The following is a 19,411-nucleotide window of genomic DNA, read 5'->3' on the forward strand; positions in this document are numbered from 1 at the left end:
CGGCTGTTCGGCAGATCAGCTCGCGTCGAGCTCGCGGTGCCGCTTCAGCGCACCCCAGCGCGCGCCGAACGAGCGCGCCAGCTGCTCGACCAGGAACACCGAGCGGTGCTGCCCGCCGGTGCAGCCGATGGCCACCGTGACGTAGCTGCGGTGGTCGCGCGCCAGTGCGTCGAGCCAGTGCGACAGAAACTGCTCGATGTCGTCGTACATGCGCGCCACGTCGTCGTGCTCGCGCAGCCATTCGATCACCGGCTCGTCGCGGCCCGTGAGCGGGCGCAGCGCCGGCACGTAGTGCGGGTTGGGCAGCATGCGCACGTCGAACACGTAGTCCGCGTCCAGCGGCACGCCGCGCTTGAAGGCGAACGATTCGAACACCAGCGTCAGCGCGCTCTGCGGTGCCGAGATCAGCGACTTGATGTAGCTCTGCAGCTGCGCCGGCCGGATCAGGCTGGTGTCGATCACGTCGGCGCCGTCGCGCAGGTCGGCCAGCAGCTCGCGCTCGAGTTCGATGGCCTGCATCAGCACGCGGTGCTGCTCGGGCACGTCGGTGCGGCCTTCCTGGCGCGACAGCGGGTGGCGGCGGCGGGTTTCCGAATAGCGGCGCAGCAGTGCGTCGGTGGTCGCGTCGAGGAACAGCGAGCGCAACGAGATGCCGCCGTCGCGCCGCAGCGCTTCGAGCTGCTGCGGAACGATCGGCAGCGACACGCCGCTGCGCACGTCCATGGCGATGGCGACGCGCGGCGTTTCCTGCTCGTGCTGCAGCGCGATGAACGGCGTGAGCAGCTCGGGCGGCAGGTTGTCGACGCAGTAGTAGCCCGCGTCTTCCAGCGCATGCAGGGCGACCGACTTGCCGGAGCCCGACATGCCCGTGATGAGCACGAGGTCGAGGTTCATGGCGCGATCGCCGAGGCCTGGTGCCCCAGCATTTCCCGTGCGTGCGCGAGCGAGGTCTGCGAGACCTTCTCGCCGCCGAGCATGCGGGCGATTTCCTTGGCGCGGTGGTCGTCGTCGAGGCGCGACACGCCGCTCTCGGTGCGCGGGCCTTCCTTGCCGGCCGCCGCCGTCTGGCGCTTGGCGACCACGAGATGGTGGTCGGCGCAGGCCGCAACCTGGGGCAGGTGGGTCACGGCGAGCACCTGCCGGTCGCGCCCGAGCTGCTTCATGAGGCGGCCGACCGTCTCGGCCACCGCACCGCCTACGCCGGCGTCGACCTCGTCGAAGATCAGCGTCTGCGCGGCGCCGAGCTGGCTGGTGGTGACGGCAATGGCCAATGCAATGCGCGACAGTTCGCCGCCCGAGGCCACCTTGCCGATGGCGCGCGGCGTGCTGCCGGTGTGGCCGGCCACGAGGAAGGCCACGTCTTCGAGGCCTGCGCGCCCGGGCTGTGCCAGCGGCTGCAGCTCGACCTCGAAGCGCCCGCCCTGCATGCCGAGGCCTTGCATGGCGTCGGTCACGGCCTGGCCCAGTCGTGGCGCCGCCTGCTTGCGGGCCTTGCCGAGCGACTTGGCTTCCTTCATGTAGACCTGCTGGGCGGCCTGCTCGGCACGCTCGAGGCCGTCGAGATCGCTTTGCGCATCGAGCGCCTGCAGTTCAGCCTGCCAGCCGGCCAGCAGCGCCGGCAGGTCGGCCGGCGTGCGCTTGTAACGGCGCGCGAGCGACATCCACAGGCCCATGCGTTCGTCCAGGTCGGCCAGGCCGCGTGGATCGGCGTCGGTGTCGCGCAGGTAGCCGTGCAGCGAATGGGCCGCGTCGGAGGCCTGTGCCACGCAGGAGGCGAGCACCTCGCCCAGGTTGCGGAACTCGGGCTCGATGTGTTCGCAGTTCTGCAGCAGCGTGGCCGCGCGCGTGAGGGCGGCGAGGGCGCCGTTGTCGTCGTCTTCCAATGCCTGGCTGGCGCCCTGGGCCGCGTCGATCAGCGCCTGTGCGTTGGAGATGCGTGAATGGTTGGTCGACAGCTCTTCCCACTCGTCCACGCCCGGTGCGAGCTTGGCGACTTCGGAGATCTGCCACTGCAGCCGTTCGCGCTCGCGTTGCAGCGAGTCTTGCGCCGAGCGCGCATGTTCGAGCGCGGAAAGCGCTTGGCGCCAGCCTTGCCAGGCGGCGTCGAGCGCATCGGTGCGCACGCCGGCGTAGGCGTCGAGCAGGCCGCGCACGGCTTCGGGCCGCGTCAGGCTCTGCCAGGCGTGCTGGCCGTGGATGTCGAGCAGGCGGTCGCCAAGCTCGCGCAACTGCGTGGCCGTGGCCGGGCTGCCGTTGATCCAGCCGCGGCTGCGGCCCTGCAGGTCGACGGTGCGGCGCAGCAGCAGGGCGTCGCCGGCTTCGAAACCGCCGTCGTCGAGCCACGCGGCCAGCGCCGGGTCGGCGTCGAACTCGGCGCTCACGTCGAGCCGTTCGGCGCCTTCGCGCACCGCGCCGGCATCGGCCCGGTTGCCGAGCGCCAGCTGCAGCGCGTCGATCAGGATGGATTTGCCCGCGCCGGTTTCACCGGTCAATACCGTGAAGCCGCCGGACAGGTCGAGTTCGAGTGATCGCACGATCACGAAGTCGCGCAGTGCGATGCGTCGCAGCGCCATGTCAGGAGCCCCCTTCGTTCCAATGAAGTTTCTTGCGCAATGTGTCGAAGTAGCTCCAGCCGCGCGGGTGCAGGAAGCGCACGCGGAAGTCGGAGCGGCGCACCACCACGCGATCGCCGATCGCGAGCGAGGCCAGCGACTGCATGTCGAAATTGGCGCTGGCGTCGCGCCCGCCGACCAGCTCGATGACGATCTCGTCGGCATCGGGCAGCAGCACCGGGCGGTTCGAGAGCGTGTGCGGCGCGATCGGCACCAGCACCCAGCCCGGCACCGCCGGATGAAGCAGCGGCCCGCCGGCCGACAGCGCGTAGGCGGTCGAGCCGGTGGGGGTGGCGATGATCAGGCCGTCGGCGCGCTGGTTGGCCACGAAGTGGCGGCCGACGGAAACGCGCAGCTCGACCATGCCCGAGGTGGCGCCGCGGTTGACGACCACGTCGTTCATCGCGAGCGCGTCGAACACGCAGGCACCGTCGCGCATGACCTGCGCATGCATCAGGCTGCGGTGGTCTTCCTCGTATTCGCCGGCCAGCATGGGAATCAGCGTGGCCTGGTAGTTGTCGAGCGGGATGTCGGTGATGAAGCCGAGGCGGCCGCGGTTGATGCCGATCAGCGGAATGCCGTAGCTGGCGAGCTGCCGGCCGATGCCGAGCATCGTGCCGTCGCCGCCGACCACGAGGCCGAGGTCGCAGCGCTGGCCGATTTCCTCGACCGACAGCGCTTCATAGCGCGGATGGGCGGGAGCGCCTTCGTCTTCCTCTTCTTCCTTGCAGGTCGAGCGTTCGACGAAAACCGTGCAGCCTTGCGATTCCAGGAAGGCGCCGATGCCCTCCATCACGCCGTCGCGCGCATCCGCCTGCGCTCGGGCGCCGGAAGCCTGGTATTTGCCGATCAGGGCGACATGGCGAAAGCGAGAGGTCATATCTCACAAATTACAACATCAAAACCTTGCCCATTCGCTTGACCATGCGTGTTTTGCACGCGCTGTCTCGCTCCGACTCCAGGGCGGCGACAACGATCCATTCTTTTGGGTCCTGGCCGAGTTCTTCCGCCAGTGCCCCGGCGATGGCTGGCGACAGGTGCCCACGGTCCCGCGCGTTGTAGAGCGCTTGTGCCGACAACCCCAGCTTCTTCGTCCATGCAGGGATCGGCTCTACCTTCAGGGCTGTGGCTAGCAGATTCATGGTGTTTTGCATATCAGTCGATTCCTCATGTTGTGTAGGCGCTACTCAAGCTGAGTAATTGTAGAAAAGTGCTTGCTACTCAGGGTGAGTAGATCGTAGGCTCCGTTGCACTACTCACATTGAGTAGCAATTCTAGGAGCCACCCAATGATCAAAGTCAGCATTCCGGCTGTCGTGACACGCAACATGACCGGCGTCGGCAAGACGTCGAACAAGCCGTACAACCTCGAATTCCAGACGGTCTACGTGCACACCATCGGCAAGGACGGCAAGCCCGCTCCTTTCCCCGAGAAACTGGAAATCATCCTCGACCGCAACGAGCAGGGCCAACCGCTGGTCTACGCCGTTGGTGAGTACCTCCTGCACCCCTCCAGCTTGTACGTGGACCGGACCGGGAGCCTCGCGGTGGCTCCGCGCCTCGCTCCGTTCGCCAAGAGCTGAAGGGGTGCACCATGCTCGTCACTCCTGACGCGCTGCACGCCGCCCGCTTGGCTCTGCTGTCGGCTGCGGTCGAAGCCGCGTTCAAGGCTGCGATTGAGGATGGCTACGACGGCATCAGCATCGAGGCCACGGTTGATGACGGCGTGACAGCCATCGACCTGACGTACACGCAACGCGGCGTGCCGATGGGAGGGCAGTCGCTGTGAAGCCGCTTCCTACTCCCCTCGCCGACCAGTTCAAGAACCCGGCTGGCTTCTGGTATCGCGTTCATCCGAAGTGCAGGCGCGTTCCTGTCCTCAAGGTGAGCAATGCGCGTGATGCGCGCATCGAGCGTCGGGCATGAGCAGCCAAGCCCGCGCCTTCCTCCGCCTCCGTTACTGGCTTGAAGGCCGTGACGGTGCGGAGCTTCGCTCTCTCTCCCCCTACGAACAGGTCATCGCGCGCAATGTGCGTGTGCTGGCCGCATCGCTCATCGAGGCATCGCTATGAACGTGACTCACGACCTTGTGCGCACTCGTACGGGGCAGTTCAAGCGCGGGAGTTGGGCGTTTGTGGGAATGCTGACGCGGCCTGCTGGCTGTTGGGTCGCGTTGCATCGCCCTGGTGGTCGCAAGCATCCGTGCCGCTTGTTGGTTATCACGCCGTTTCCTGTGCTTGGAACGGCTACTGTTGAGGAGCGCCGAGCATGACCTACCTCGGCGTCCGACAAGCAGAGGTCAATGCCGCTCGTGCGGCCTCCATGGATGCGCTGCGCGCGTTCTCGCAGCGTCAAACCGCGCGCGATATGGAGGTCGCAGAAGCGCGCGCAGCGCGCGGGCTTGTCTCAGTATCAACAAGTGGTTTTGCATGCCTTCCTACCGCCATGCGGTGGGCTGAGGAATGCATAACCATCGACCGTCATCAAGCGCGTGTCACGCGCTTGCGCAAAGGTGTCGGCGTCGGCGCAAAGGCGCTTCTCAACCTGGCTGAAGGCCCCGGCGAGAACAACGTGATGGTGACTCTCACGTATCGGGGCGACAACAACGATTGGAAGCCGCGCCACGTGTCGGACTACATCCGCAACGTGCGCGCTTGGTTCAAGGACCGCTGCCCCGGCGAGCGCCTTCGTTACGTGTGGGTCGCTGAGCTGCAACAGCGTGCCGTCATCCACTACCACGCCGTTTTCTTTCTGCCCGCAGGGGTTCGCATGCCGCAGGCCGACCGGCGCGGCTGGTGGCCCCATGGGATGACCAACACGCTCAAAGCGACTGCACCTGTTGCGTACCTCATGAAGTACGCCAGCAAGGTCGAGAGCAAGAACATCGGAGGCTTCCCCCGTGGCTCACGTATTTACGGCATCGGAGGCTTGGATGCTCCTGGCGCTGCTTTCAAGCGCTGGGTTCTGTGGCCTGCGTATGTGCAGGGCAATGCTTCGGTTCAAGACCGCTTCCGACCTGCGGAGGGAGGCGGCTACATCAATGCTGAGACCGGCCAGCTTCTCGAGGCTGAGTTCGCACCAACAGGCGGCGGTTTTCAGAGCTTTATCCGAGTGCGGACCAATGCGCGCTTTGACTTCGGGAACGAGGCCGGTGTACCTGCTGGGCCGTTCTCGTGGCTCGCCGAGTCCGTCACGGTGCATTGAGGAGCTGCGATGACCACCGATCAGTTTGCAACGCTCATGGACGTGCTCTACGCCGTCTCGACCGTCATCACCTTCGGCCTTGGCTATCTCGCAGGGGATACCGCATGAAAGCCCGGATCACTGCATGGGTCGTCGTGGTGGGCCTCGCGTGGGGTGCTGTGCACCTGGTCTCGAAGTGGAAGAACCCGTGGCAGGCGGCGGTACCTGTCACTTCTGTCATGCCCGCGATGCATGGCTGTTCGAAGGAGTGCACCGAATGACCATGGTCGGCGTATTTTTGCTGGCGTGGATGACTGGCTACGTCCTCGGCTGGAAGGTGAGGGCGATCAAGCGAACGCTTTACGCAGCCTGAGGTTTCAGCGCTGAGCCTTGCGTGCAGGGCTCAACGCCGCAACGTCGCGGTTTTTTATGGAGTAGAAGACATGAACAAGCAATTTCGTTTCGCCCCCTTGGTCGGCCTGGCTGGCGCACTTGTTGCCGGTGCTTCCCACGCAGCCGATCCTACCGATGCGCTCGCGGCTGTCACGGGTCTGAGCACCAGCGCCACGGGCTTCGGCCCCGTCATGTTCGGCCTGGCTGTCACGGTCGTGGGCATCATGATCGGCGTGAAGTGGATCAAGCGCGCTCGCGGCGCGGCCTAAGCATCAGCCTCGGGCCTTTTCTGTTGTGCACCCTTCGGGGTGTGCAGTGGTAAACGTCTGGAGCCACTATGGACCGCATCGCGCTCGCCTTTCTTGTTCTCGCTCTCGTTGCCTGTGCAGCCACCAACCGGCCAGCCGATCCGTTCAAGGATCGCATTCGCGCATGTGGCACGGTCATCGGCACCTGCGGGAGTCAGGTATGGTGAGGTGGTTGGTTGTTGCCGCGCTGTTCTGGTGTGGCCTGGCCAATGCGTTGGTGCCTACGTTGCCGACGTACTTGTACGGTGCTGCGGCTGTGAATCAAAGTACGCCGCCGCAGGATGACTATCGGTCCACACTTGAGGCGGCGTGTGCTGCTGGCTTGGCGCGGTCTCTTGTGCAGAATTCGGCCACGTTTAGCTCCGGGGTTGTCACTTCGTGCGTGGTCGGTAATGCGCCTTCGGCTGGCGTGAAATATCTGATGCAATGTACGGCCTCTGCCGGTTGCGGATCTCTTGAGCGGTTTTCAAACGTCTACCAGCAATCTACCGGCAATGCATGTCCTGCAAACAGCACGCCTGTAGCTGGTGGCTGTCAGTGCAACCCTACTTACGATGAGAGCGGCGGGCAGTGTGTTCCTCACACAAATCAATGCACGTCTAAGACCGGCTTTGTCGGCGTCTTGAGTTGGACAGAGGGCTACACCCGGACGCCCGATGAGGGGGACCGGCAGGCTGTCGGCGGCATCATGACGCCACCTGTGAGCGGTGAGGTCTGCGATAGCGGATGTGCGGTGTCTCTCCAGATCAGTGGTCCTGGTGTTCAGCCGTATGTGAGTCAGTCGCCAACCGCGAACGGCTTGTATAGGCGCTCGGTCGATTACCCTAGTCTGGGCCTGGGGAAAGAGTGCACGATGGGCACGGCTGATACCGGTGCCAAGAAGGATGCGCCGCCTCCCGACTGCCCGGGTTCCGTTGGCGATCTGGGCAATGGCAAGCCTGTGTGTGTCGGCACTGCTGCGAAGCCGATTACGCCAACGCCGCTAGGTGCTGCACCTGGTGCAACCCCCATCGCTGGTAACCCTCCCGCAGGTGCCAAACCTGCGACTGGTGAGGGTTCCGGTACCGGCAGCGCGGGACGAACTCCTACTACCGGGAGTGGGACGGCCACTGGTGGTCCTGCTGCTGCCGGTGCGGGGGGCAAGGGCGGCGGTGCTGGCGGTACTGCGACGGGCACCGGTGTTAGTGGAGTTGGCGCAGACCAAAAGCCTGACGCCTGCGGTGCGCCTGGTCAGCCGATCTGCAATGTGAAGGTCGATGAGACGGGTACGCCGCAGACGGTGTCGTTTGCCGAGGCCGATCAGAAGATTGACGACTACAAAAGTAAGGCCGACGCTCAGCGCACGCTTGCTGCTGGCACTGCTGACAAGGGGATGTTTGAGGGATTCAAAGCGCTCTGGTCCGCCCCTCCGGTCCAAGCCTGCGAAGCCTTCGTGTTGCCTGCCCGTTTCGCGCAGAGCATTGACCCGTGTCCCGTCGCAGACGGCATGCGCGCGGTCATGGCTTATATCTGGGCTGCGGCTGCGCTCTTTCTCTGTTTCCGGTGGATTAAGGAGGTTCTCTGATGCCATTACTTGCTACTTTTCTCGGCTGGGCTGTCGTTGCGCTCGCCAATTTCTTTGGCCGCTGGATGCTGGCTCAGACTGCGATGCGCATCGCTGGCTACGTTGTCTTTCTTAGCCTTGTCACCGGGTTCACGCTCGCTGTAAGCGGCTGCTTGACTCTGCTGTCTGGCTACCTCACGGGCGGTTCTGGTGGCGGTTCCGGTGGCGAGTCGAACTGGTCGCGGTATTTCTGGATTGGCCTCGGCATCTTCATTCCGGCGAATGCGGGCGGCATCATGTCTTGCTTGGCCTCGGTGTGGGTCGCCTGTCAGGTCTTCAAGATGCAGAAAATCGGCGTGTTGTACTGGGGTCGCGGATGACCGATTACGCGCTGACCGGGAAGAAGGGCACTGGCAAGAGCAAGAACGCCGTTCGCTTGTTCAGGGATCGCTACCTGAAGCGTAAGCGCAGGTGTGCGACGAACCTCGACATTGACCTCAAGGCCATGTTCGGTGTGCACTCGAAACAGACCTACGTTCGTGTGCCCGACAAGCCCACCGCGTTCGATCTGCTTGCCGCGGGCCATGGCAATCCCGAGAGCTACGACGAAGATCTCAACGGCGGGCTGTTCCTCGATGAAATGGGCACCTGGCTGAACACGCGCACGTTCGCGGACAAGGAACGCGCCGCTACGCTCGACTTCTTCGCTCACGCGCGTAAGCATGGGTGGGACACCTACTACATCATGCAGAACGTGCTTCAGGTCGATAAGCAGTTGCGCGAGTCGTTCATTGAGCAGACGGTGCGCCACACGCGATTCGACAAGGTGCGTATCCCATTCGTCGGCTGGTTGCTGGCGCTTCTGTTCGGCGACAAGGCGGGCTATCTGCCGCGCTTTCACCTGGCTGTCGCCCGCATGGGCACCAACCCGCAGGAGATGGCGGCAGATCGCGCCACCTACACCGGCAAGGACCTTGAGGGCTGCTACGACACCCGACAGGTCTTCAAGCAGGACTATGCGCACGGCTCGCACTCTGTCTTGTCCCCCTGGCATGTCGAGGGGCGGTTTCTCGCGCCCGAGAAGCTCGGTTTCTGGGCTCGGGCATGGCTAGCCCTCACCAAGCCTCAGAAACCCGCCAAGCAGGCCCCGAAGACCTTTGACCCGGGGTGGGCACGCGTCGTCAGCCTGTGCCGTCAGTTGCCGCCCTCGCAACGCCTCGACGTCATGGCTCGATACGCGAGGGCAAGCGCGGGCCGGTAGCCCTGCGCTAGCGGGGCGGACGGTTCGCGTGCCGCCTTCGCCGAACGTGTCAGTTCGTCACCCCCTTTCGTCCGCCCCATCATTGCTAAGCCTGAAGTTCGGGGACCCGCTTGCGGGGGGAGACCTTCGCCCACCCTGTACCCGGCGTTTCGGCACGAGGCTCAAGCAATCTGTGTATCTAGGCGTTACATTGATGCCATGCCAAAGCGCTTTTTCGGCTTGGTCATCTGGTTGCTCGCCACGACCGCAGTTTCGCAACCATACGACCCGCGTGATGGTCTTCGCCTTCGTCGTCACTGTGGGTTGTCCAGTCCGCCAGAGTGTCGTTTTGAGGCTCAACGTTTGCTTGAGCGGTGCAAGAAGATGCCGCCAAAGGATCGAGGGAAAGAATGCTCATCGGTTATGCCCGAGTCTCCACCAGCGAGCAGGAGACCAGGCTTCAACTCGACGCGCTGAATGGCGCCGGTGTTCGTTGCATCTATGCTGAAAAAACCAGTGGAATAGGCCCCCGCCCTGAGTTGCAGCGTGCTCTCGCTGCGCTGAGACCTGGCTACACGCTTGTCGTTTACAAACTCGACCGGCTTGCGCGCAGCCTAAAGGATTTGCTGCATCTGCTCGACCGCTTGAAGGTGGCGGGCTGTTCAGTTAAGTCCCTCACTGAGCCGATCGATACTTCGTCTGCGATGGGTGAGTTTGTTCTGCAGATTTTGGGAGCCGTTGCTCAGCTTGAGAGGGCGATTATCCGGGAACGGTGTGAGGCGGGCCGTGTGGCCGCAAGGGCGCGCGGTGTGCTTTTCGGTCGACAACCGTTGGTCACTGATGATGTTGCCGACCTGGCTGCGCGGCTGTACCGAGAAGGTTTCACTCTGGGGGAAGTTGCCGCGTTGCTGGGCGTGTCGCCCACGGCTGTGAGGTCATCGCTGATCCGCGCAGGAATCGGGCGGCGTGGCTGGGGTGGGCCTCGGTATCGCAGAGTCGGCTAGTCTTTTCGTCGTCGGCGACCGAATTTTTTTACGTACAACACTAAAATCTTGCAATGCTGGACGACCGTGCCAAGTTGCTGCTCAAGACGCTCGTCGAGCGCTACATCGCCGACGGGCAACCCGTCGGCTCGCGCACGCTCTCGCGTTCGGCGGGGCTCGACCTGTCGCCCGCGACCATCCGCAACGTCATGTCCGACCTCGAGGCGCTGGGGCTGATCGCCAGTCCGCACACCTCGGCCGGACGCATCCCGACGCACCGCGGCTACCGCCTTTTCGTGGACACCATGCTGACCGCGCAGCGCGAGCAGATGAGCGCGCCGAGCCTCGCGCCCGACCAGCCGCAGAAGGTGATCGCCAATGCGGCGCACCTGCTGTCGAACATGTCGCAGTTCGTGGGCGTGGTGATGGCGCCGCGGCGCGCGTCGGTGTTCAAGCAGATCGAGTTCCTGCGGCTGTCCGAAAAGCGCCTGCTGGTGATCATCGTGTCGCCCGACGGCGATGTGCAGAACCGGGTGATCTTTCCGGAGGCCGAGTACTCGCAGTCGCAGCTGGTCGAGGCCTCGAACTACATCAATGCGAACTATGCGGGCCTGACGATCGAGCAGGTGCGCGACAAGCTCCAGTCCGAAATCGAGAAGCTGCGCGGCGAAATCGCCACGCTGATGCAGGCGGCGGTGCAGGTCAGCTCCGAAGTGCTGACCGAGGCGCAGGAAGACGACGTGGTGATCTCCGGCGAGCGCAACCTGCTGGCAGTGAGCGACTTCTCCAGCGACATGGGACAACTGCGCCGCGCCTTCGAACTCTTCGAGCAGAAGGCACAGCTGATGCGGCTGCTCGATGTCTCGAGCAAGGCCGAGGGCGTGCGCATCTTCATCGGCGGTGAGAGCCAGGTGGTGCCGTTCGAGGAACTCTCCATCGTCAGCGCCAACTACGAGGTCGATGGGCAGGTCGTGGGCACGCTCGGCGTGATCGGGCCGACGCGCATGCCTTACGAGCGGATGATCCAGATCGTCGACATCACGTCGCGCCTGGTGAGCAACGCGCTGAGCCATCGCAAGTAGGCGGCCGCGGCGAATAGAATCCGTGCCGCGTGGGCCGTTAGCTCAGTTGGTTAGAGCAGCGGACTCATAATCCGTTGGTCGATGGTTCAAGCCCATCACGGCCTACCACTGCCTCCTGTTGTCGTCATCCGGCAATGTTTGTGCATCACTTCGATGAATGAGCCAAGAAACGGGCTATAATCGGAGGCTCAGCGGCTGTAGCTCAGTTGGATAGAGTACTTGGCTACGAACCAAGGGGTCGTGGGTTCAATTCCTGCCAGCCGCACCAACTATGAATAAGCCCGGAAGATTCGTCTTCCGGGCTTTTTTCTTTTCAGGCTTTCGTGTCGATCGGCCTGATGATTCCAGAAAGACCGAGAAAAGCGGGCTATAATTGCAAGCTGTGCGGCTGTAGCTCAGTTGGATAGAGTACTTGGCTACGAACCAAGGGGTCGTGGGTTCAATTCCTGCCAGCCGCACCACTACATAAAAAGCCCGCAACGAAAGTTGCGGGCTTTTTTCTTTTTGGAGGAGTTTGCGTGAGCAAGGCATTCACCAAGGAATCAGACACCGACGGAGATGACGACGGCGCCGATGGCGGGTTGCCGCCGTTGCCCGCCGGCGGCAAGAACTACATCACCCCCGAGGGTTACGCGCGCCTGCGCGACGAGCTGCTGCACCTGATGGACGAGGAGCGGCCGAAGATCGTCGAGACCGTGCACTGGGCCGCCAAGAACGGCGACCGCTCCGAAAATGGCGACTACCTCTACGGCAAGAAGCGGCTGCGCGAAATCGATCGCCGCATCCGCTTCCTCACCAAGCGGCTCGAGATCGCGGAAATCACCGATCCTTCCGTGCATCACGGCCGGGACCAGGTCTTTTTCGGCGCCACGGTGCTTTACGCCGACGAATCGGGCGACGAACGCTCGGTCACCATCCTCGGCATCGACGAGGCGGAGAGCGCGAAGTCACAGGTCAGCTGGATTTCGCCGATCGCGCGGGCCTTGCTCAAGGCGCGCGAAGGCGATGTGGTGAAACTCGTGACGCCCGGTGGCGCGCACGAGGTCGAGATTCTGTCGGTGAGCTACCCCGCGCCAGGCCCGGCCGCGGCGTAGTCCACGGGCTGAGTCAGGGCGCTGGAACCGTCCGGGAGGCGGTCAGCACCGATGACGTTCGCCGCGCGGCGCGCAGCACGGCATCGAGGTGCGTGCGGTCGCGCACGGCGATCACGAAGCGCAGGTCGGTCGAGTCCTGCGGTGTTTCGTCGGCCATTTCCACATGCGTGATGTCGGCTTCTGCGTCGGCCAATGTGGCGGCGACGCGTGCCAGCACGCCCTTGTCGTTGCGCACGGTGATGACCACGCCGGTTTCGAAAGCCCGCGTCGGCTCGTCCGCCCATTCGACCGCGAAGAAGCGCTCGCTGTCCTTGTGGCGCAGCCGCTGGCCGACGCCGCAATCTTCCGTGTGCACCACCAGGCCTTCCCCATGTCCGAGGTAGCCGACGATCTGGTCGCCGGGAATCGGGCGGCAGCACAGCGCGAACCGCACCGACGAGTTCTCGCTGCCGTCGAGCGTGACCGCGCCCTGCGACACGGTTTCGTGCGAGATGAAGCGCTCGCGGCTCAGCAGCAACGCGTCGGGGCGTTCGCCCAACTCCGACAGCATCGACACGAGCCGCTTCGCCACGATGCTGGCGATGCGCTTGCCCAGGCCGATATCGGTGAGCAGCTCGGAGCGCGTGCGGTTGCCCGTGAAGCGCAACAGCTTTTCCCAAAGCGGCTGATGTTCCTCGTCGTTCTCGGGCAGCTTGCTCAGGCCTTCGGCGCGCAGCGCCTGCGCCAGCAGCTTTTCGCCCAGGCCTTCGGACTCGGCATGCGCCAGGGTCTTGAGGTAATGGCGGATCTTGGAGCGTGCCCGGCCGGTTCGAACGAACCCGAGCCAGGCCGGGTTGGGTGTGGACACCGGCGCAGTGATCACCTCGACCACGTCGCCGTTCTTGAGTTCGGTGCGCAGCGGCACCTGGTCGCCGTTGATGCGGGCGGCCGAAGTGTGGTCGCCGATGTTGCTGTGAATGGCGTACGCAAAGTCGACCACCGTGGCGCCGCGCGGCAGCGCCATGATCTGGCTCTTCGGCGTGAAGACGTACACCGCATCCGGGAACAGGTCGACCTTGACGTGGTCCCAGAACTCCGCGGCGTCGCGTGTCTCATCCTGGATGTCGAGCAGCGACTGCAGCCACTTGGTGCCCAGCCGGTCGTTGCCGGCCGCATTCTGCTCGGCCGCCTTGTACAGCCAGTGCGCCGCCACGCCGGATTCGGCCACCACGTGCATCGCCTCGGTCCGCAGCTGGAACTCCACGCTCACGCCGGCCGGGCCCACCAGGGTGGTGTGCAGCGACTGGTAGCCGTTGAGCTTGGCAATGGCGATGTGGTCCTTGAACTTGCCCGGCAGCGGCTTGTACATCTGGTGCAGGATGCCGAGCCCGGTGTAGCAGGCGATCACGTTCGGCACGATCAGCCGGAAACCGTAGATGTCGGTGACCTGGGCGAAGCTCAGGTGCTTTTCTTCCATCTTGCGGTAGATGGAGTACAGCGTCTTTTCGCGTCCCGCGATGCGCAGCGTCATGCTAGCGGCCGAGAACGCGGTCTCGACCTCTTTCTGCACCTTCTGGATCAGGTCGCGCCGGCGGCCGCGCGCCTTGGCCACGGCCTTCGACAGCGTGGCGTAGCGCCAAGGCTTCAGATGCCGGAACGACAGTTCCTGCAGTTCGCGATAGGTCTGGTTCAGTCCGAGCCGGTGTGCGATGGGCGCATAGATGTCGAGCGTCTCGCGCGAGATGCGGGCCCACTTTTCGCGCGGCGCATCGGCCAGCGTGCGCATGTTGTGCGTGCGGTCCGCCAGCTTGACCAGGATGACGCGCACGTCGCGCGCCATGGCCAGCAGCATCTTGCGGAACGACTCGGCCTGGTTCTCTTCGCGGGTGTTGAACTGCAGCTTGTCGAGCTTGGTGAGCCCGTCGACCAGTTCGGCGACCGGGGCACCGAAGCGCTCGATGAGTTCGGGCTTGGTGACGCCGCAGTCCTCGATGGCGTCGTGGAGCAGGGCGGCCATCAGCGCCTGCGCGTCGAGCTTCCACTCGGCGCATTGCGCCGCCACCGCGATCGGATGCGTGATGTACGGCTCGCCGCTGTTGCGCAGCTGGCCGAGGTGGGCCTCGTCGGCGAAGCGGTACGCGCGGCGCACCTGTTCGGTGTCTTCGGCGCTCAGGTAATCGAGGCGCGCCGTCAACGCAGCGAAGCTTGCGGCGGCCGCATTCAGCGCCGCCGGGCTGGGCTTGGGCGCGCCTTTGGGGGCGTGGGACTGAGATTTGGCTACCGCGCTCATGTCTATCACTTTAGCGTGACCGCTGTATGGACGCGTCCGGACATAAAAAAAGCACCGCTTTGCGGTGCCTTTTCGTTGCAGGGCTGCGTCAGATCAGCCCGGCACCTTCTTGAGCATTTCGAGGCCGATCTTGCCTTCGGCGATTTCGCGCAGGGCGGTCACGGCGGGCTTGTTCTTGCTCTCGATCTTCGGCGCATGACCTTGGCTCAACATGCGCGCACGGTACGTGGCGGCCAGGACGAGCTGGAAACGGTTCGGGATGTTGACGAGACAATCTTCGACGGTGATGCGGGCCATGATGAGAATCTTTCTGTCGGTGAGCGGTGAACTCGGATATCAGGGGATGTTCAGTGCGGCAAATGTGTCGGCACGCGCACGGCGTTGCGCGGAATACCGGAGCCGCTGAGCGTGGACGATCACCTTCAGATCGAAAAGCGCGCGCTCAAATACCTCGTTGATTATAACGAAGTCGAATTCCCCCGCCCGGGCCATCTCTTCGGCGGCATTCTTCAGGCGCAGTTCGATCACCGAGGCGCTGTCTTCGCCGCGCCGCTCGAGCCGCGAGCGCAGCTCTTCCCAGCTCGGCGGCAGGATGAAGATCATCACCGCGTTGGCGAAGGTCTTGCGGATCTGCAGCGCGCCCTGGAAGTCGATTTCGAGAATCACGTCCGCCCCCTGGGCGATCCGCTCTTCCACGGCCCGCTTCGACGTGCCGTAGCGGTGCCCGTGCACATGGGCCCATTCCACGAAGCCGTCGGCCGCGATCATGGCGTCGAACTCCGACGGCGAGGCGAAGAAGTACTCGCGGCCGTGCTTTTCCTGGCCGCGCGGCGACCGGGTCGTGTGCGACACCGAAGGCTGCACAGCCGAATCGAGCTCCATCAGCGCCTTGACCAGGCTCGATTTGCCGGCGCCGCTGGGCGCCGCCACCACGAAGATATTGCCGGGGTAGTCCATTCTTTCGCTCGTCATTCGATGTTCTGCACCTGCTCGCGCATCTGCTCGATCAGGACCTTCATGTCCACGCCGATGCGCGTGAGCTCCAGCGCCGCCGACTTCGAGCCCAGGGTGTTGGCCTCGCGGTGCAGCTCCTGGATCAGGAAATCGAGGCGCTTGCCGATCTCGCCGCCCTTCTTGAGCAGCCGCTCGATCTCGTCCAGATGCGAGTTCAGCCGGGTCAGTTCCTCGGCCACGTCGATGCGAATAGCAAAGGCGGTGGCTTCGGTCAGGGCGCGGTCCTGGGCGGCCTCGGGCAGGGTGCCGCCGGTGCCAGCGGTCAGGCCCATGGCCTCCTGCCAACGCTCCAGGAAGCGGGTGCGCTGCTGCTCGACCAGCTGGGGGACCAGCGGGCCGGCCTGCTGCACCAGGGTGCGCAGCTGGGCCAGGTGGGCCTCGAGCATCTTGGCCAGCCGGGCGCCTTCGCGCTGGCGGGCAGACATCAGGCCGTCGAGCGCCTTGCCGGCAACCTCGAGCAGGTCGGCGCTCCAGTCGCCGCGGGCGGCGCTGTCGCCGCCGGCCAGGCGCAGCACATCGGCCACGCTCAGCTCGCGGGCGCTGGGCAGCCAGGCCTTGATGCTGTCCTGCACCCCGTTGAGCCGCTGGAGCAGCTTGACGGAGGGCTCGACAACGCCGGCCTGCGCCGTGGTCTCGATGGCCGCCCTGACTTCGACCTTGCCCCGCTTGAGCTTGCCCGTGAGCAGCTCGCGCAGGGCGGTTTCATGCTGGCGGAGTTCTTCCGGCAGCTTGAAGGTCAGGTCGAGGAAGCGGCTGTTGACCGAGCGGATTTCGACCCCGAGTCGACCTGCGGCGGCAGGCCGTGCCTCGGCTTCGGAGTGGCTGCCTGCGGACCCGTTCTGGCCGCTGGCGTAGCCGGTCATGCTGTAAACTGGCATTGCGCCTCACTGTGGTTTTGCTTGCATGCACCGAGGCGTCGGCACGGCGTTCGCTTGCCGCACCATCGCCTTCGGGCGAAACTCCCGGATTATGTCAAAGGTCAAGCCTACGCCCCTGTTGCCCGATACGGTCATCGGCGGATACCGCGTCATACGCCGGCTTTCAGCGGGTGGTTTCGGCGTCGTGTATCTCGCCATCGACTCCAATGGGCAGCAAGTTGCCATCAAGGAATATCTGCCCTCGTCGCTCGCCACGCGCGGGCCGGGCGAGCTCGCACCGCAGGTGCCGCCCGAGAAGCTGTCGCTCTACCGGCTCGGCCTGAAGAGCTTTTTCGAGGAAGGCCGCTCGCTCGCGCAGATCTCGCACGCCTCGGTGGTCAGCGTGCTCAATTTCTTTCGCGAGAACGAGACCGTCTACATGGTCATGAACTACCTGGAGGGCGCGACCCTGCAGGATTTCGTGGTCACGGCGCGCGACCTCAAGAAGCAGAAGGTGTTCCGCGAATCGACCATCCGCTCGCTGTTCGACGAAATCCTTCGCGGCCTGCGCATCGTCCACCAGTACAAGATGCTGCACCTGGACATCAAGCCGGCCAACATCTTCGTCACCGACGACGACCGCGCCGTGCTGATCGACTTCGGCGCCGCGCGCGAAGTGCTCAGCAAGGAAGGCATCTTCATCCGCCCGATGTACACCCCCGGCTTTGCCGCCCCCGAGATGTACCGGCGCGATTCGTCCATGGGCCCGTGGACCGACATCTACGCCATCGGCGCCTGCATCTACGCCTGCATGCAGGGCTACCCGCCCAACGATGCGCCGCGGCGCATCGAGAAAGACCGGCTCAGCCTGTCGCTGTCGCGCCTGCGCGGCGTGTACTCCGACAACCTCATCGAAGTGGTCGAGTGGTGCATGTCGCTCGACCCGCTGTCGCGCCCGCAATCGGTCTTCGCGCTGCAGAAGGAGCTCAGCCGCGAGGGCGAGCGCCGCTACACCAAGCTCACGGTGGGCGAGAAAGTGCGCCTGTCGTTCGACAACATCCGCTCTTTCGACAAGAAGAGCCTGCCCAAGGCTGCTGCGCCCACCACGCGCCCTGCATGACATCATGAAATTCTCCGTCTTCCAGGTCAGCCGCAAGGGCGGTCGTGTCAAGAACGAAGACCGCATGGGCTATTGCTACACGCGGGAGTCGGGCCTGTTCGTGCTGGCCGACGGCATGGGCGGACACCCGGAAGGCGAAGTGGCGGCGCAGCTCGCGCTGCAGACCATCGCCGCGCTCTACCAGCGCGAGGCGCGCCCGACCGTGAAGGACGTGAAGGCTTTCCTGGCCGAATCGGCCATGGCCGCGCACCAGCAGATCATGCGGTACGCCAGCCACAAGGCCATGCTCGACACGCCGCGCACCACCGTCGTCGCGGCCGTGCTGCAGAACGCCACCGCCACCTGGATGCACTGCGGCGACTCGCGCCTGTACGTGGTGCGCGACGGCCGCCTGCTGGTGCGCACGCGCGACCACTCGCACGCCGAGCGCCCCAAGCCCACCGGCTCCGACGCGCCCGTCAACCGCAACCTGCTGCTGACCTGCCTGGGCTCGCCCACCACCCCGCTGTTCGACGTGGCGCCCCCGCTCACGCTGCAGCGCGGCGACCGCATCATGCTGTGCTCCGACGGCGTCTGGGGCGTGCTCGACGACGAGCTCATCGTCCACACGCTGTCCTCCGGCAAGCCCGTGTCCGACGCCGCGCCCGACCTCGCCGAGATGGCGCTGCGCAAGGGCGGCGCCCACAGCGACAACGTCACGCTCATCGCGCTCGAATGGGAAATGCCCGACAGCGCCGACGACCGCAGCGGCGTGTCCACCGAAACCATCGAAGACGGCGTGTTCGCCTCGACCATCCAGGCCGGCATGCCCTCCGACAGCGAGATCGACGACCTCGACGAAGACGCCATCGAGCGCTCCATTGCCGAGATCAACGAGGCCATTCGCCGCTCTGCCGCCCGCAAGACCTGAGCCTCACCGGGCTTGAGCGCGCGGCTTTTACTTTTTCCTTTTCCGGTTCCCAAACAATGACCGTTTTCACACGAAGCGGCGGCCGTGCCGCCGACCAGCTGCGCGCCGTGCGCATCACCCGCGGCTTCACCATCCACGCCGAGGGCTCGGTGCTCATCGAATTCGGCGACACGCGCGTGCTGTGCACCGCCTCCGTCGAAGAAAAGGTGCCGCCGCACAAGAAGGGCAGCGGCGAAGGCTGGGTCACCGCCGAATACGGCATGCTGCCGCGCGCCACCCACACCCGCAGCAGCCGCGAAGCCGCCAAGGGCAAGCAGACCGGCCGCACGCAGGAAATCCAGCGCCTCATCGGCCGCTCGATGCGCGCCGTGTTCGACCTGGCCGCCCTGGGCGAACGCACCATCCACCTCGACTGCGACGTGCTCCAGGCCGACGGCGGCACGCGCACCGCGGCCATCACCGGCGCCTTCGTGGCCGCGCAGGACGCCGTCAACAAGCTGCTCGCCGCCGGCACGCTGAAGGCCTCGCCCATCAAGGGCCACGTGGCCGCCATCTCGGTGGGCATCGTCGACGGCACGCCGCTGCTCGACCTCGAATACACCGAAGACTCGGCCTGCGACACCGACATGAACGTCGTCATGACCGGCGCCGGCCATTTCGTCGAGGTGCAGGGCACGGCCGAAGGCGTGGCCTTCACACGCGAGGAAATGAACATCCTGCTCGGCCTGGCCGAAAAGGGCATCGGCGAACTCGTGACCCTGCAGCAGCAGGCGCTGCTATCGAACTAATAGCTACTGGCGCACG

At 64.8% G+C, this 19,411-nt stretch carries 22 protein-coding genes and 3 tRNA genes; 17 read left to right on the forward strand and 8 right to left on the reverse strand.

Features of this window, described 5'->3' with window-relative positions:
* Positions 1-15: 15 nt before the first annotated feature.
* From rapZ to BM013_RS31630, 4 genes are read right to left on the reverse strand one after another with little or no spacing between them, the layout of a single operon-like run.
* The gene (gene rapZ, locus BM013_RS31615; protein ID WP_093132519.1) at positions 16-894 is read right to left on the reverse strand and encodes an RNase adapter RapZ; all 879 of its coding nucleotides are present in this window, start codon (positions 892-894) and stop codon (positions 16-18) included.
* Complete coding sequence (gene recN, locus BM013_RS31620) at positions 891-2,573, reverse strand: DNA repair protein RecN (RefSeq protein WP_093132521.1); 1,683 nt, start codon at positions 2,571-2,573, stop codon at positions 891-893. Before recN ends, rapZ begins: the two co-directional genes overlap by 4 nt.
* Position 2,574: 1 nt before the next feature.
* Positions 2,575-3,492, reverse strand: coding sequence for an NAD kinase (locus BM013_RS31625; RefSeq protein ID WP_093132523.1), 918 nt, complete (start codon positions 3,490-3,492; stop codon positions 2,575-2,577).
* 10 nt (positions 3,493-3,502) lie between these two features.
* Positions 3,503-3,766 (reverse strand): hypothetical protein, encoded by a 264-nt coding sequence (locus tag BM013_RS31630; RefSeq protein ID WP_093132525.1) that lies wholly within the window; start codon positions 3,764-3,766, stop codon positions 3,503-3,505.
* Positions 3,767-3,900: 134 nt separating this feature from the next.
* Between BM013_RS31630 and BM013_RS31635 the strand changes: the two genes are divergently transcribed.
* From BM013_RS31635 to greB, 14 genes are all read left to right on the forward strand, one after another.
* The gene (locus BM013_RS31635; protein WP_093132526.1) at positions 3,901-4,194 is read left to right on the forward strand and encodes a single-stranded DNA-binding protein; all 294 of its coding nucleotides are present in this window, start codon (positions 3,901-3,903) and stop codon (positions 4,192-4,194) included.
* A gap of 11 nt (positions 4,195-4,205) precedes the next feature.
* Positions 4,206-4,400 carry a hypothetical protein gene (locus BM013_RS31640; RefSeq protein ID WP_093132527.1) on the forward strand — a complete coding sequence of 65 codons (195 nt, stop codon included), beginning with the start codon at positions 4,206-4,208 and terminating at the stop codon, positions 4,398-4,400.
* A gap of 133 nt (positions 4,401-4,533) precedes the next feature.
* Positions 4,534-4,683, forward strand: a complete 150-nt coding sequence (locus BM013_RS41430; protein WP_177225626.1) for a hypothetical protein — start codon at positions 4,534-4,536, stop codon at positions 4,681-4,683.
* 196 nt (positions 4,684-4,879) lie between these two features.
* Positions 4,880-5,815, forward strand: coding sequence for a rolling circle replication-associated protein (locus BM013_RS31645; protein ID WP_256221796.1), 936 nt, complete (start codon positions 4,880-4,882; stop codon positions 5,813-5,815).
* Positions 5,816-6,237: 422 nt separating this feature from the next.
* Positions 6,238-6,456, forward strand: a complete 219-nt coding sequence (locus BM013_RS31650; RefSeq protein ID WP_093132531.1) for a major coat protein — start codon at positions 6,238-6,240, stop codon at positions 6,454-6,456.
* 1,285 nt (positions 6,457-7,741) lie between these two features.
* The gene (locus tag BM013_RS31655; protein WP_093132533.1) at positions 7,742-8,059 is read left to right on the forward strand and encodes a hypothetical protein; all 318 of its coding nucleotides are present in this window, start codon (positions 7,742-7,744) and stop codon (positions 8,057-8,059) included.
* Positions 8,059-8,418, forward strand: coding sequence for a hypothetical protein (locus BM013_RS31660; protein WP_093132535.1), 360 nt, complete (start codon positions 8,059-8,061; stop codon positions 8,416-8,418). Before BM013_RS31655 ends, BM013_RS31660 begins: the two co-directional genes overlap by 1 nt.
* Positions 8,415-9,299, forward strand: coding sequence for a zonular occludens toxin domain-containing protein (locus tag BM013_RS31665; protein ID WP_093132537.1), 885 nt, complete (start codon positions 8,415-8,417; stop codon positions 9,297-9,299). The genes BM013_RS31660 and BM013_RS31665 overlap by 4 nt, the downstream gene beginning before the upstream one ends.
* 353 nt (positions 9,300-9,652) lie before the next feature.
* Complete coding sequence (locus BM013_RS31670; RefSeq protein ID WP_256221797.1) at positions 9,653-10,282, forward strand: recombinase family protein; 630 nt, start codon at positions 9,653-9,655, stop codon at positions 10,280-10,282.
* Positions 10,283-10,335: 53 nt separating this feature from the next.
* Entirely contained in the window at positions 10,336-11,343 is a 1,008-nt protein-coding gene (hrcA, locus tag BM013_RS31675) for a heat-inducible transcriptional repressor HrcA (RefSeq protein WP_093132541.1), read from the forward strand.
* A gap of 31 nt (positions 11,344-11,374) precedes the next feature.
* A tRNA-Ile gene (locus tag BM013_RS31680) sits at positions 11,375-11,451 on the forward strand.
* Between the two features lie 83 nt (positions 11,452-11,534).
* A tRNA-Arg gene (locus BM013_RS31685) sits at positions 11,535-11,611 on the forward strand.
* A gap of 116 nt (positions 11,612-11,727) precedes the next feature.
* Positions 11,728-11,804: transfer RNA gene (locus BM013_RS31690), tRNA-Arg, on the forward strand.
* A gap of 57 nt (positions 11,805-11,861) precedes the next feature.
* Positions 11,862-12,437 carry a transcription elongation factor GreB gene (gene greB / locus BM013_RS31695; RefSeq protein ID WP_093132543.1) on the forward strand — a complete coding sequence of 192 codons (576 nt, stop codon included), beginning with the start codon at positions 11,862-11,864 and terminating at the stop codon, positions 12,435-12,437.
* A 13-nt stretch (positions 12,438-12,450) separates the two neighbouring features.
* On the opposite strand, the gene BM013_RS31700 is transcribed toward greB, so the two are convergent.
* The 4 genes from BM013_RS31700 to BM013_RS31715 form a co-directional block, all read right to left on the reverse strand.
* Entirely contained in the window at positions 12,451-14,706 is a 2,256-nt protein-coding gene (locus BM013_RS31700) for a RelA/SpoT family protein (RefSeq protein WP_093132545.1), read from the reverse strand.
* 93 nt (positions 14,707-14,799) lie between these two features.
* Positions 14,800-15,003, reverse strand: coding sequence for a DNA-directed RNA polymerase subunit omega (rpoZ, locus tag BM013_RS31705; protein ID WP_007835875.1), 204 nt, complete (start codon positions 15,001-15,003; stop codon positions 14,800-14,802).
* 39 nt (positions 15,004-15,042) lie between these two features.
* On the reverse strand, positions 15,043-15,663 hold the full coding sequence (gene gmk / locus BM013_RS31710) for a guanylate kinase (protein WP_093132547.1): 621 nt from the start codon (positions 15,661-15,663) through the stop codon (positions 15,043-15,045).
* Between the two features lie 11 nt (positions 15,664-15,674).
* Positions 15,675-16,598, reverse strand: a complete 924-nt coding sequence (locus BM013_RS31715) for a YicC/YloC family endoribonuclease (protein WP_093132549.1) — start codon at positions 16,596-16,598, stop codon at positions 15,675-15,677.
* 91 nt (positions 16,599-16,689) lie between these two features.
* Here BM013_RS31715 and BM013_RS31720 point away from each other — a divergent pair, with 91 nt between their 5' ends.
* Genes BM013_RS31720 through rph form a run of 3 tightly spaced genes read left to right on the forward strand, consistent with a single transcriptional unit; the run spans position 16,690 to position 19,395 of the window.
* Positions 16,690-17,697, forward strand: coding sequence for a serine/threonine protein kinase (locus BM013_RS31720; RefSeq protein WP_093132551.1), 1,008 nt, complete (start codon positions 16,690-16,692; stop codon positions 17,695-17,697).
* A gap of 4 nt (positions 17,698-17,701) precedes the next feature.
* The gene (locus BM013_RS31725; RefSeq protein ID WP_093132552.1) at positions 17,702-18,607 is read left to right on the forward strand and encodes a PP2C family protein-serine/threonine phosphatase; all 906 of its coding nucleotides are present in this window, start codon (positions 17,702-17,704) and stop codon (positions 18,605-18,607) included.
* Positions 18,608-18,663: 56 nt separating this feature from the next.
* Entirely contained in the window at positions 18,664-19,395 is a 732-nt protein-coding gene (gene rph, locus BM013_RS31730; protein WP_093132554.1) for a ribonuclease PH, read from the forward strand.
* Positions 19,396-19,411 lie beyond the last annotated feature (16 nt).

The organism is Variovorax sp. OK605, assembly GCF_900115445.1.
GTDB lineage: Bacteria > Pseudomonadota > Gammaproteobacteria > Burkholderiales > Burkholderiaceae_C > Variovorax.

Coding starts and splice junctions, on each gene's coding strand:
- BM013_RS31630 (WP_093132525.1), bottom strand. CDS start 3,766: ATGCAAAACACCATGAATCTGCTAGCCACAGCCCTGAAGGTAGAGCCG.
- recN (WP_093132521.1), bottom strand. CDS start 2,573: ATGGCGCTGCGACGCATCGCACTGCGCGACTTCGTGATCGTGCGATCA.
- BM013_RS31640 (WP_093132527.1), top strand. CDS start 4,206: ATGCTCGTCACTCCTGACGCGCTGCACGCCGCCCGCTTGGCTCTGCTG.
- BM013_RS31660 (WP_093132535.1), top strand. CDS start 8,059: ATGCCATTACTTGCTACTTTTCTCGGCTGGGCTGTCGTTGCGCTCGCC.
- BM013_RS31645 (WP_256221796.1), top strand. CDS start 4,880: ATGACCTACCTCGGCGTCCGACAAGCAGAGGTCAATGCCGCTCGTGCG.
- BM013_RS31715 (WP_093132549.1), bottom strand. CDS start 16,598: ATGCCAGTTTACAGCATGACCGGCTACGCCAGCGGCCAGAACGGGTCC.
- gmk (WP_093132547.1), bottom strand. CDS start 15,663: ATGGACTACCCCGGCAATATCTTCGTGGTGGCGGCGCCCAGCGGCGCC.
- hrcA (WP_093132541.1), top strand. CDS start 10,336: ATGCTGGACGACCGTGCCAAGTTGCTGCTCAAGACGCTCGTCGAGCGC.
- BM013_RS31650 (WP_093132531.1), top strand. CDS start 6,238: ATGAACAAGCAATTTCGTTTCGCCCCCTTGGTCGGCCTGGCTGGCGCA.
- BM013_RS31635 (WP_093132526.1), top strand. CDS start 3,901: ATGATCAAAGTCAGCATTCCGGCTGTCGTGACACGCAACATGACCGGC.
- BM013_RS31665 (WP_093132537.1), top strand. CDS start 8,415: ATGACCGATTACGCGCTGACCGGGAAGAAGGGCACTGGCAAGAGCAAG.
- BM013_RS31725 (WP_093132552.1), top strand. CDS start 17,702: ATGAAATTCTCCGTCTTCCAGGTCAGCCGCAAGGGCGGTCGTGTCAAG.
- BM013_RS31700 (WP_093132545.1), bottom strand. CDS start 14,706: ATGAGCGCGGTAGCCAAATCTCAGTCCCACGCCCCCAAAGGCGCGCCC.
- rph (WP_093132554.1), top strand. CDS start 18,664: ATGACCGTTTTCACACGAAGCGGCGGCCGTGCCGCCGACCAGCTGCGC.
- BM013_RS41430 (WP_177225626.1), top strand. CDS start 4,534: ATGAGCAGCCAAGCCCGCGCCTTCCTCCGCCTCCGTTACTGGCTTGAA.
- BM013_RS31720 (WP_093132551.1), top strand. CDS start 16,690: ATGTCAAAGGTCAAGCCTACGCCCCTGTTGCCCGATACGGTCATCGGC.
- BM013_RS31625 (WP_093132523.1), bottom strand. CDS start 3,492: ATGACCTCTCGCTTTCGCCATGTCGCCCTGATCGGCAAATACCAGGCT.
- rpoZ (WP_007835875.1), bottom strand. CDS start 15,003: ATGGCCCGCATCACCGTCGAAGATTGTCTCGTCAACATCCCGAACCGT.
- rapZ (WP_093132519.1), bottom strand. CDS start 894: ATGAACCTCGACCTCGTGCTCATCACGGGCATGTCGGGCTCCGGCAAG.